The organism is Pseudoalteromonas sp. SWN166, from assembly GCF_015864485.1.
Classification (GTDB): domain Bacteria; phylum Pseudomonadota; class Gammaproteobacteria; order Enterobacterales; family Alteromonadaceae; genus Pseudoalteromonas.
Map to the genome: position 1 here is coordinate 71,758 of NZ_JADYXB010000002.1, position 9,866 is coordinate 81,623.

Below are 9,866 nucleotides of genomic sequence, written 5' to 3' on the forward strand. Positions count from 1 at the left end.
CAAGAGTGTAACAAGCTTAAATAAAAAGGGCTAGAGTTTGAGCATGCCCAATAAGCAGTTAAACAATCAACTCTTAGAACATTGGGGTATATAAAATAAATTCAAGGAAAAGGGTTGAATTTGAATGAAAAGAGGCAATAAATAGGGAGGAGAGATAAGTTAGTATGCTTAAGGAATTAAGCGAGGATCTTAAAAGGTCACTCGCTTTAGTCGAACAAAACAATAGTCACTCAATAATGTCACCATCTGGGGCAATATTTTTAGCGTGTAGACCTTTAGGTCCTTGTTCTAATTCGAATGTTACATCTTGACCAGCTTTAAGCGTTTTATAACCGTCCATTACAATTGTTGAGTAATGAGCGAAAATATCATTCTCGCAGCCGTCTTCTACGATGAAACCAAAACCTTTAGCGTTGTTGAACCATTTAACTTTACCGCAAGCCATACTTCTACATCCTTCAATAAGTTGACTAATTTAGTTATTCTAAATTGTATTATTTGCTAGACTGACTAAGGTTTAATCAATCTACGTTTGACTGTAGTTTATTTAGCCAATCAGTCAAGTGTTTTGAGTTATTTTTTTAACATTTTATTTATTTTTTATTCAAGTTTGCTTGAGTTACAAAGACAAGACTATATTTAATTATGAGTGGTATGAAAGATTCAGGTGTTATCGATACAGTTCGCGACAGCGAAAAGCAAAAGCTACAGCCGCCGCGAAAATATAAAGTTGTTTTAAATAACGACGACTACACGCCGATGGACTTTGTAATAGAAGTTTTAACGACGTTTTTTAATATGGATAGCGATAGAGCAACCGACGTGATGCTTCAGGTTCATGAAAAAGGTAAGGGTATATGTGGTGTTTACAGCGCCGACGTAGCCCATACTAAAGCTGAACAAGTTAACCGCTACGCGCGTGATAACGAGCATCCACTGCTTTGTAGTTGTGAGCAGGAATAAATACCAATTTAATACAATTGGTATAAATACCAATTAGGGTGATCAAACATCCGATTGTTGTGGTATAAATTATTATCTCAGTAAGGGGTTGCCAATGCTAAACAAAGACTTAGAACTCACATTAAATGCCGCGTTTCGTGAAGCGCGCACTCGCCGTCATGAGTTTATGACCGTAGAGCACCTTTTACTTGCGCTGTTAGATAATCCTTCTGCAGGAGAAGCCCTAAACGCGTGTGGTGTTAATATTTCTGGTTTAAAAACCGAATTATTAGAATTTATTGACGAAACAACACCCGTCATTCCAGATTTAGAAGAAGAGCGTGAAACTCAGCCAACACTTGGTTTTCAACGTGTACTACAACGTGCTGTTTTCCATGTGCAATCGTCAGGCAAAAATGAAGTTACAGGCGTGAATGTGCTAGTTGCTATTTTTTCTGAGCAAGAAAGCCAAGCTGTATATTTACTTAAAAAGCATGATGTATCGCGTTTAGACATCGTTAACTTTATTTCGCATGGTATTTCTAAAGCAAATGATGAATTAGGCAACGACAGCGACGATATTCATGATGAAGTGCAAGAAGTTCAAAATGAAGAAGCAAGCAAGCTAGACAGCTTTACAACTAATTTAAACGTTCAAGCCCGTGAAGGTAACATTGACCCACTGATCGGTCGCGACAGCGAAGTAGAGCGCACGGTACAAGTATTGTGTCGTCGTAAAAAGAATAACCCATTACTTGTTGGTGAAGCGGGCGTTGGTAAAACAGCTATTGCTGAAGGCTTAGCGTATCGCATTGTTAATAAGCAAGTACCAGAAGTAATTGCAGATGCCGTTGTGTACTCGCTAGATATGGGTGCATTGCTTGCGGGTACTAAATACCGTGGCGACTTTGAAAAGCGTTTTAAAAGCTTACTAAAAGAGCTACAAGCAGAGCCAGGCTCTATTTTATTTATTGATGAAATACATACTATTATTGGTGCCGGCGCGGCGTCTGGTGGTGTTATGGACGCATCAAACTTGCTTAAACCACTCCTTTCAAGTGGTAAGCTACGTTGTATGGGTTCAACAACTTACAACGAGTATAAAAATATTTTTGAGAAAGACCGTGCATTAGTACGTCGCTTTCAAAAAATTGATGTACTTGAGCCAAGTGTTGCCGATACCACTAAAATATTAAATGGATTAAAAGAGCGTTACGAAGAGCACCATGGTATTCGTTACACTCAAAAAGCATTAAAAGCAGCTGCAGAGCTTAGTGCTAAATATATTAATGAGCGCCATTTGCCAGATAAAGCAATTGATGTAATTGATGAAGCGGGTGCAAGTCAGCGCTTGCAACCTAGCTCTAAACGTAAAAAAACCATTGGCGTGGCAGATATAGAACTAATTATATCTAAAATGGCACGTATCCCAGCGCAAAGCGTCTCGTCGACAGATAAAGAAACGCTTAAAAACTTAGACCGTAACCTTAAAATGCTCGTGTTTGGGCAAGATCAATCTATTGATGCGCTTACATCAGCTATTCGCTTATCTCGCTCTGGTTTATCGAGCGAAGAAAAACCAGTAGGTTCGTTCTTGTTTGCAGGGCCTACCGGTGTGGGTAAAACAGAAGTAACTAAGCAACTTGCTAAATGTATGGGTGTTGAGTTTATTCGTTTTGATATGTCGGAATATGTAGAACGCCATGCAATAAGCCGATTAATTGGTGCACCACCAGGGTATGTTGGTTTTGAACAAGGTGGTTTATTAACAGAAGCTGTGATTAAAAATCCACATGCAGTTGTACTACTAGATGAGATTGAAAAAGCGCATCCAGACATTTACAACATTTTGCTACAGGTTATGGATCACGGTACGTTAACCGATAATAACGGTCGTAAAGCTGATTTTAGAAACGTAGTGGTTGTAATGACTACCAATGCGGGCGTACAAGAAACTACGCGTAAGTCGATTGGTTTTACAGAGCAAGATCATACGCACGATGCAATGGGTGCAATTAATAAAGTATTTTCACCAGAATTTAGAAACCGTTTAGATAACATCATTTGGTTTAATCACCTTGAACGTGAAGTTATTCTACTGGTGGTTGATAAATTTATTGTGGAACTGCAAGCGCAGCTCGATAAAAAATCGGTTAATCTTGAGCTTACGTCTAAAGCACGTGAGTGGTTGGCAGATAAAGGCTACGATAAAGCAATGGGTGCACGTCCAATGGCACGTGTTATTCAAGAAGAGCTTAAAAAGCAATTAGCTAACGAAATACTGTTTGGTGAACTTGTTGATGGCGGTACGGTTAAAGTATCAGTTAAAGACAAGAAGATTCGCTTTGATTACGAGAGTAATTTAACACCAGCGTAAAACGTTAATTAAATAATCTAGTTAAATAAAATGGCCCGCTACATAATAGCGGGCCATTTTTTTGCCCTTTTTATAGGCAACAAAAAACCCAGCAAAAACTGGGCTTTTTGTTTATTAAATGTAATTGCTAGTCAATGTCTATCAATTACATTTAATAAACGCTTAAAGCTAGTAAAACACTAGCCAAAAACTAAATCTCGTTTACGCACTTACTTAGCGAGCACGGAATACGATACGACCCTTTGATAAATCGTAAGGAGTCATTTCTACCGTTACTTTATCGCCGGTTAAAATACGGATATAGTTTTTGCGCATTTTGCCTGAAATATGAGCCACAACTACGTGACCATTTTCTAGCTCAACTCGGAACATTGTATTTGGTAAAGTATCAAGGACTGTCCCTTGCATTTCGATTACGTCTTCTTTCGCCATGTTTAGCGTAACACCTCTTTAATAGTTAAACGCTGCAGATTTTGCCCAAAATACTCCAATAAGTAAAGGCGCAGGGGCTATATTTGCAAATTAAATAGCCACCCACTCATCATTGAGCTGTTTTTGAGCAGGTAAAAACTGAGTTTTGTACTTCATTTTGTCGCATTCATCAATTTGATAGCCCAAGTACACGTATTGCTTATTTTGCTCTTTAGCAAACTTTAGCTGCTCTAATATCATCACAGAGCCTAAGCTATAATGTTCAAAGTCGGGATCAAAAAAAGTATAGATTGCTGAAATAGCGCTATTCATACAATCAGTTACGGCAACCGCGACTAAAGTATCTTGGTGCCACAGTTCAATAAATGTGATCTTGAGCCAACTACAAAGCAAAAAACTTTGAAACTGTTCTTTTTCAGGAGGATACATACTTCCGTCTTGATGACGCATCGTTATGTACTTGCTATAAAGTGGATAGTACTCAGGTCGCTCTTGCGTTGAATATTTTACCTCAAACTGTATTTTTGCTTTGTTTAGTTTACGTTTTTGCGATTTTGAGGGCATAAAGTCTTGTGCTAATACACGTACAGAACTACATGCGCTGCATATTGGGCAGTGTGGACGGTATATTTGGTTACCACTGCGACGAAACCCTAAGCCCAATAAAGACTCAAATTTGTCGGTGCTGTAGCAACTGGGATCAAGAATAACTAAAAGTTGCTCTTGTCTGTTGGGTAAATAACTACAGTCAAACTCTTGGGTTAAACCAACACGTGCAGGAAGTTGCTCATTCATAGATTGCGTCAAGTTCTTGTGGCTCCCACATAATAGGGTTAACAGTATAGTTATGTGCAGCTTTTAGTTTAGTCAAAAATGTGGAACGGGGGATTACTTGTGCACCTAGAGTCATTAAATAAGGGTTTTCTAACTGGCAATCAATAAAATGTGCATTATGGCGTTTAAGCCAATTTACCAGTGCCCACATAGCAAGCTTAGAGCAATTGGTTTGATGATGAAACATAGACTCGCCACAAAAAACACCATTTTGCATAATGCCGTATAAGCCACCTGCAAGCTCTCCGTTACTCCACACCTCTAAACTATGTGCAATGCCAGCATTGTGTGCATTAACGTAAGCTTCGAGCATGTCAGAGGTGATCCAGGTGCCATCGGTATCAAGGCGTTGATCGCGACAGGCTTCTATCACCTCTTCAAAGGCATTATTAATGGTTACTCTTACAGGGTGCTTTTTTAAATGCTTACGCAGGCTCTTACTTATATGAAAATCATTAAGCTCAAAAATGCCTCGCTCGCTGGGAGACCACCACATAATAGGCTCATCTTCACTAAACCAAGGGAATACTCCGCTTTTGTAGGCATTACTTAGGCGAGGTAAACTCAAATCTCCGCCAATTGCTAACAAGCCATCAGGGGATTCTAATGCGTATTCCGGATTGGGGAATGCTATATCGTTTTCGCTTAATTGGTATAGCTGATTTCTCATACAGTACTTATTTTATAATTGATCTTAAAAGTGTAACTATATTTTAGGCATAAAAAAAGGGCTGAATAATCAGCCCTATAATAATTTATTTAATTGCTTATAAATTATCTAAGAAACGTTCAGCATCAAGGGCAGCCATACAGCCTGTACCCGCAGATGTGATTGCTTGACGGTAAATGTGGTCTGACACATCACCTGCAGCAAAAACGCCTTCTACGCTTGTTTGAGTCGCGTTACCGTGAAGACCAGACTCTACAACTAAGTAGCCATCTTTCATTTCTAGTTGACCAACAAACATATCAGTATTTGGCTTGTGGCCAATAGCAATAAATACGCCTGCTAAATCTAGCTCTTCAGTTGCATCAGAGTGTGCATCTTTAATACGAACGCCGGTTACGCCCATTTGGTCGCCTAATACTTCGTCAAGCGTGCGGTTGTAATGCATTACAACGTTACCGTTTGCTGCTTTTTCAGCAAGGCGATCAGCAAGTATTTTTTCACTGCGGAAACTATCACGACGATGAATAACATGTACTTCGTCAGCAATGTTAGATAAGTAAAGCGCTTCTTCAACCGCTGTATTACCACCACCAACAACCGCTACTTTTTGACCTTTATAGAAAAAGCCGTCACACGTAGCACATGCCGAAACACCACGGCCTTGGAAGTTAGTTTCAGACTCTAGGCCTAAGTATTTAGCAGAAGCACCCGTTGCAATGATTAATGCATCACATGTGTAAGTACCTTGGTCGCCAGTTAGTGTGAAAGGGCGCTTAGATACATCTACTTTATTGATGTGATCGAATATGATTTCAGTTTCAAAGCGCTCAGCGTGCTCTTTCATACGATCCATTAACGCAGGACCTGTTAAACCGTGTGCATCACCAGGCCAGTTTTCAACTTCAGTTGTGGTTGTTAATTGGCCACCTTGTTGAATGCCTGTAATTAAAACAGGGTTTAAATTTGCACGTGCTGCATATACTGCGGCAGTATAACCAGCTGGGCCAGAGCCTAAAATTAGTAGCTTACAATGTTTTGCTTCAGTCATTATTTTTTCCTAAACGTTTAATACGGTCTTTAATGCGCTCGATTCTAAGAAAAACAAGGCAGATGTAAACAAAATCCGTGATTATTTTTTTTATCAAATCGAAAAGCTGTGCAGTATTGTGTACTAGAGCTCTGTGCTTTTACAGTTAAAATGCCTAAGTAGCTCAATAAATAGACTAACAGGCAACAAAACAGCGTTATTTCATGACCCCTTTGATTTTTTTTGTTATGTTTTACCTAATTTTATTTGTCACTGATAGATTATGTGACCTAAGCAAATAGGCAACTATGTTATTTTGGCAGGAAAAACCCGCATTCGGGTTGACTTCAAAAGACGTTAACGTCTTAACCAATGCGCAAGATTACCGAACGCAATTGCTACGCTTGATAGCGAACGCAAAAAAACGAATTTATATTACGGCGTTGTATTTACAAGATGACGAAGCAGGTCGCGAAATTTTAGAAGCGCTGCATCGTGTGTCATTGGCAAACCCGGCACTTGAGGTAAAAGTGCTGGTGGATTTTCATCGTGCGCAACGTGGTTTAATTGGCGCAGATAAATCAGACGGCAACGCAAGCTTATACTGTGACGATTTAGAAAAGTTTAAATCGAATGTACAAGTGTATGGCGTACCTGTAAAAGCTAAAGAGCTTTTTGGTGTACTGCATTTAAAAGGTTTTGTAATTGACGACACATTACTTTACAGCGGTGCAAGCTTAAACAACGTGTACTTGCAATACAACGAGCGCTACAGGCTCGATCGTTACTTTTTAATAACGCAGAGCGAACTGTGTGACTCAGTGGTTGATTTTATTGAAACAAAGCTGCTTAGTTCAGTGGCTGTGCCGCGTATAGACACGCGACCGCTTAAGCGTTTGCACGACTTTAAGCTTGATCAAAAGCAGTTAATGCGCGATTTAAAAGTCGCAAGTTATAACGCAGCAGAGCAGCTAAATACGCAAGCATTAGGTATTCGCTTATTTTTAGGGCTTGGGCGTCGCAATAACGAGTTAAATCGTTTAATAAAAGCGTTATTTGATACAACAGAGCAAGAACTTGTATTGTATACGCCATACTTTAATTTTCCGGCACCGCTTATGCGATCACTGCGCCGATTATTAAAGCAAGGCAAGCAAGTGACTATTGTTGTAGGCGATAAAACAGCAAATGACTTTTATTTACCGCCAAGCGAGCCGTTTAGTAAAATAGGGGCATTACCTTATTTATACGAAACTATTTTGCATAAGTTTGTAAAAACACAAAAGCGCCATATCGATAACGGTAATTTAAATGTGTATCTGTGGAAAGATGAAAGCAATTCGTTTCATTTAAAAGGTATTTGTTCAGATAGAACAAAACATTTACTGAGCGGGCATAACTTAAATCCGCGTGCATGGGGTCTTGATATTGAAAACGGTATTTTAATAGAAGATCCAGAGCAAACAATTATGGATGCTATTGATAACGAAAAGCAGGAAATTTTACAACACTGCCGACGTTTAACAGGCCCAGATGATTTAGAAACGATGGATGATTACCCGCAGCCAGTTAAAAAACTACTTGGCCAAGCTAAGCGCGTAAAAGTAGATTTTATAATTAAGCGTTTTATCTAAATAAGTTTATATAAATCTGAAATTTAAATACAAAAAAAGCAGCTAATTAGCTGCTTTTTTTATGGGTTGTAGTTAGGTAGCTACATTACTTAATACCAACCTAACTACAAAACGCTAAATTATGCGTTTTCTACCGCTGTGCGTGGGTCAACATATTCCATGTTGAACGCTTCTGCTACTTCTTTGTAAGTTACTTGGCCTTTAATTACGTTTAAGCCTTTTAAGAAGTGAGCGTCATCTAGTAGCGCCTTTTTATAACCTTTGTTTGCAAGGTTAATGATGAAAGGCAATGTTGCATTGTTAAGTGCAAACGTAGATGTGCGTGGAACAGCACCTGGCATGTTAGCAACACAGTAGTGAACAACTTCATCAACGATGAAAGTAGGATCAGCATGCGTAGTTGCTTTAGAAGTAGCAATACAGCCACCTTGGTCGATTGCAACGTCAACAATTGCAGAACCAGGTTTCATTGCTTTAATGTGCTCAGCAGTTACTAGTTTAGGTGCAGCTGCACCTGGGATTAGTACGCCACCAATTACTAAATCAGCTTCTAGTACGTGTTTTTCTAGAGCATCAGCAGTTGAGTAAATAGCTTTAACTTTATTACCAAATTGCGCGTCTAGTGCACGTAATACGTCGATGTTACGGTCAAGAACGACAACTTCAGCACCAAGACCAACAGCCATTTGCGCTGCACTACGACCAACCATGCCGCCGCCAATGATAACAACTTTAGCTGCTTCAACGCCTGGTACGCCACCTAGTAGCATGCCACGACCGTGGTTAGATTTTTCTAGCGCTTGTGCACCAGCTTGAATAGACATACGACCAGCAACTTCGCTCATAGGAGCAAGAAGTGGTAAACCACCGCGAGAGTCAGTTACAGTTTCGTATGCAATACAAATAGCTTTGCTTTTTACAAGGTCTTCAGTTTGTGGAAGATCAGGTGCAAGGTGTAAGTAAGTGAAAAGAATTTGGTCTTCACGTAACATTGCACGTTCAACAGCTTGTGGCTCTTTTACTTTTACAATCATGTCAGCTTTAGCGAAAACGTCAGCAGCAGTTGCTAAAATCTCAGCACCCGCTAGCGTGTAATCTTCGTTAGTAAAACCAATACCCATGCCTGCATCAGTTTCTACAATCACTTGATGACCGTGGTTTACTAATTCACGAACACTCGCAGGAACCATACCTACACGGTATTCATGGTTTTTAATTTCTTTAGGAACACCAATAATCATATCATTTGCCTTATTAAGAACGGATTAACATTTTTCACTATTATATTCATCATAAGCCCGTGTGTCTCACCTTTTTTAAAGTCAAATCTAGTGTTATCATCTATATAACAAAAATAAACAGCACAAAAAACTAGTTGGTACTATGCATCAGTTATTAGATAGAATTGACCGTAAAATTTTAATGGAATTACAGCACGATGGACGCTTGTCAAATGTTGAACTGGCCAGACGAGTTGGCCTAAGCGCCACGCCCTGTCTGGAGCGAGTGAAAAAGCTAGAACGAGAAGGCTACATACTTGGCTATAAAGCAGTGGTCGATCCAGCTAAGCTTGGGCAAGGTTTATCGGTGTATGTAGAAGTAACAATTACTAAAACATCTCCCGACGTATTTGATGAGTTTAGTGCGGCCGTTAAAAAGCACGAAGAAATTATCGAATGTCATTTAGTATCGGGTAATTTTGATTTTTTACTTAAAACGCGCGTAAATGATATGTCAGAATACCGTGGTGTATTAGGTGACATATTATTAAAATTGCCTAACGTTAGTGAAAGCCGAACTTATGTAGTAATGGAAGAAGTAAAAGGTGAAGAAGGCGTAATTATTCGTCCTTATATTACTTAAGGTTATTTATATTAGCTGCGTCATTTGCTTATGTAAGCTCAAATTATAAAAACTTGTTCATAATCAGGCCATCAAGGTTAAGATAAA

The 9,866-nt window shown here is 39.2% G+C and carries 10 protein-coding genes; 4 read left to right on the forward strand and 6 right to left on the reverse strand.

Annotation, left to right across the window (positions count from 1 at the left end; translation table 11 throughout):
* Positions 1-226: 226 nt before the first annotated feature.
* On the reverse strand, positions 227-445 hold the full coding sequence (cspD, locus tag I6F49_RS01565) for a cold shock domain-containing protein CspD (RefSeq protein ID WP_002962500.1): 219 nt from the start codon (positions 443-445) through the stop codon (positions 227-229).
* 209 nt (positions 446-654) lie between these two features.
* On the opposite strand from cspD, the gene clpS reads away from it, so the two are divergent.
* Complete coding sequence (gene clpS, locus I6F49_RS01570; protein WP_007585109.1) at positions 655-963, forward strand: ATP-dependent Clp protease adapter ClpS; 309 nt, start codon at positions 655-657, stop codon at positions 961-963.
* 94 nt (positions 964-1,057) lie between these two features.
* Entirely contained in the window at positions 1,058-3,319 is a 2,262-nt protein-coding gene (gene clpA, locus I6F49_RS01575; protein ID WP_197178097.1) for an ATP-dependent Clp protease ATP-binding subunit ClpA, read from the forward strand.
* Positions 3,320-3,532: 213 nt separating this feature from the next.
* Here clpA and infA read toward each other — a convergent pair whose 3' ends face one another.
* The 4 genes from infA to trxB all read right to left on the reverse strand — a co-directional run bounded on the left by infA (position 3,533) and on the right by trxB (position 6,303).
* Positions 3,533-3,751: a translation initiation factor IF-1 gene (gene infA / locus I6F49_RS01580; RefSeq protein ID WP_002962494.1), complete on the reverse strand. Its 219-nt coding sequence runs from the start codon at positions 3,749-3,751 to the stop codon at positions 3,533-3,535.
* Between the two features lie 90 nt (positions 3,752-3,841).
* Positions 3,842-4,546 carry an arginyltransferase gene (locus I6F49_RS01585; RefSeq protein WP_197119355.1) on the reverse strand — a complete coding sequence of 235 codons (705 nt, stop codon included), beginning with the start codon at positions 4,544-4,546 and terminating at the stop codon, positions 3,842-3,844.
* Complete coding sequence (gene aat, locus I6F49_RS01590; protein WP_197119315.1) at positions 4,539-5,255, reverse strand: leucyl/phenylalanyl-tRNA--protein transferase; 717 nt, start codon at positions 5,253-5,255, stop codon at positions 4,539-4,541. The genes I6F49_RS01585 and aat overlap by 8 nt, the downstream gene beginning before the upstream one ends.
* Positions 5,256-5,352: 97 nt before the next feature.
* Positions 5,353-6,303, reverse strand: coding sequence for a thioredoxin-disulfide reductase (gene trxB / locus I6F49_RS01595; RefSeq protein WP_008168643.1), 951 nt, complete (start codon positions 6,301-6,303; stop codon positions 5,353-5,355).
* 287 nt (positions 6,304-6,590) lie between these two features.
* Between trxB and pssA the strand changes: the two genes are divergently transcribed.
* Positions 6,591-7,916 (forward strand): CDP-diacylglycerol--serine O-phosphatidyltransferase, encoded by a 1,326-nt coding sequence (gene pssA / locus I6F49_RS01600; RefSeq protein WP_024590327.1) that lies wholly within the window; start codon positions 6,591-6,593, stop codon positions 7,914-7,916.
* Positions 7,917-8,035: 119 nt separating this feature from the next.
* Here pssA and ald read toward each other — a convergent pair whose 3' ends face one another.
* Positions 8,036-9,157, reverse strand: coding sequence for an alanine dehydrogenase (gene ald / locus I6F49_RS01605; protein WP_010552621.1), 1,122 nt, complete (start codon positions 9,155-9,157; stop codon positions 8,036-8,038).
* A 142-nt stretch (positions 9,158-9,299) separates the two neighbouring features.
* Between ald and lrp the strand changes: the two genes are divergently transcribed.
* Positions 9,300-9,779 carry a leucine-responsive transcriptional regulator Lrp gene (gene lrp / locus I6F49_RS01610; RefSeq protein ID WP_007582985.1) on the forward strand — a complete coding sequence of 160 codons (480 nt, stop codon included), beginning with the start codon at positions 9,300-9,302 and terminating at the stop codon, positions 9,777-9,779.
* The last annotated feature ends 87 nt before the right edge of the window (positions 9,780-9,866 follow it).

What these genes read in the sequence shown, in the direction of transcription:
- aat (WP_197119315.1), bottom strand. Translation starts at nt 5,255, where the DNA reads ATGAGAAATCAGCTATACCAATTAAGCGAAAACGATATAGCATTCCCC.
- cspD (WP_002962500.1), bottom strand. Translation starts at nt 445, where the DNA reads ATGGCTTGCGGTAAAGTTAAATGGTTCAACAACGCTAAAGGTTTTGGT.
- clpA (WP_197178097.1), top strand. Translation starts at nt 1,058, where the DNA reads ATGCTAAACAAAGACTTAGAACTCACATTAAATGCCGCGTTTCGTGAA.
- I6F49_RS01585 (WP_197119355.1), bottom strand. Translation starts at nt 4,546, where the DNA reads ATGAATGAGCAACTTCCTGCACGTGTTGGTTTAACCCAAGAGTTTGAC.
- clpS (WP_007585109.1), top strand. Translation starts at nt 655, where the DNA reads ATGAAAGATTCAGGTGTTATCGATACAGTTCGCGACAGCGAAAAGCAA.
- pssA (WP_024590327.1), top strand. Translation starts at nt 6,591, where the DNA reads ATGTTATTTTGGCAGGAAAAACCCGCATTCGGGTTGACTTCAAAAGAC.
- trxB (WP_008168643.1), bottom strand. Translation starts at nt 6,303, where the DNA reads ATGACTGAAGCAAAACATTGTAAGCTACTAATTTTAGGCTCTGGCCCA.
- lrp (WP_007582985.1), top strand. Translation starts at nt 9,300, where the DNA reads ATGCATCAGTTATTAGATAGAATTGACCGTAAAATTTTAATGGAATTA.
- infA (WP_002962494.1), bottom strand. Translation starts at nt 3,751, where the DNA reads ATGGCGAAAGAAGACGTAATCGAAATGCAAGGGACAGTCCTTGATACT.
- ald (WP_010552621.1), bottom strand. Translation starts at nt 9,157, where the DNA reads ATGATTATTGGTGTTCCTAAAGAAATTAAAAACCATGAATACCGTGTA.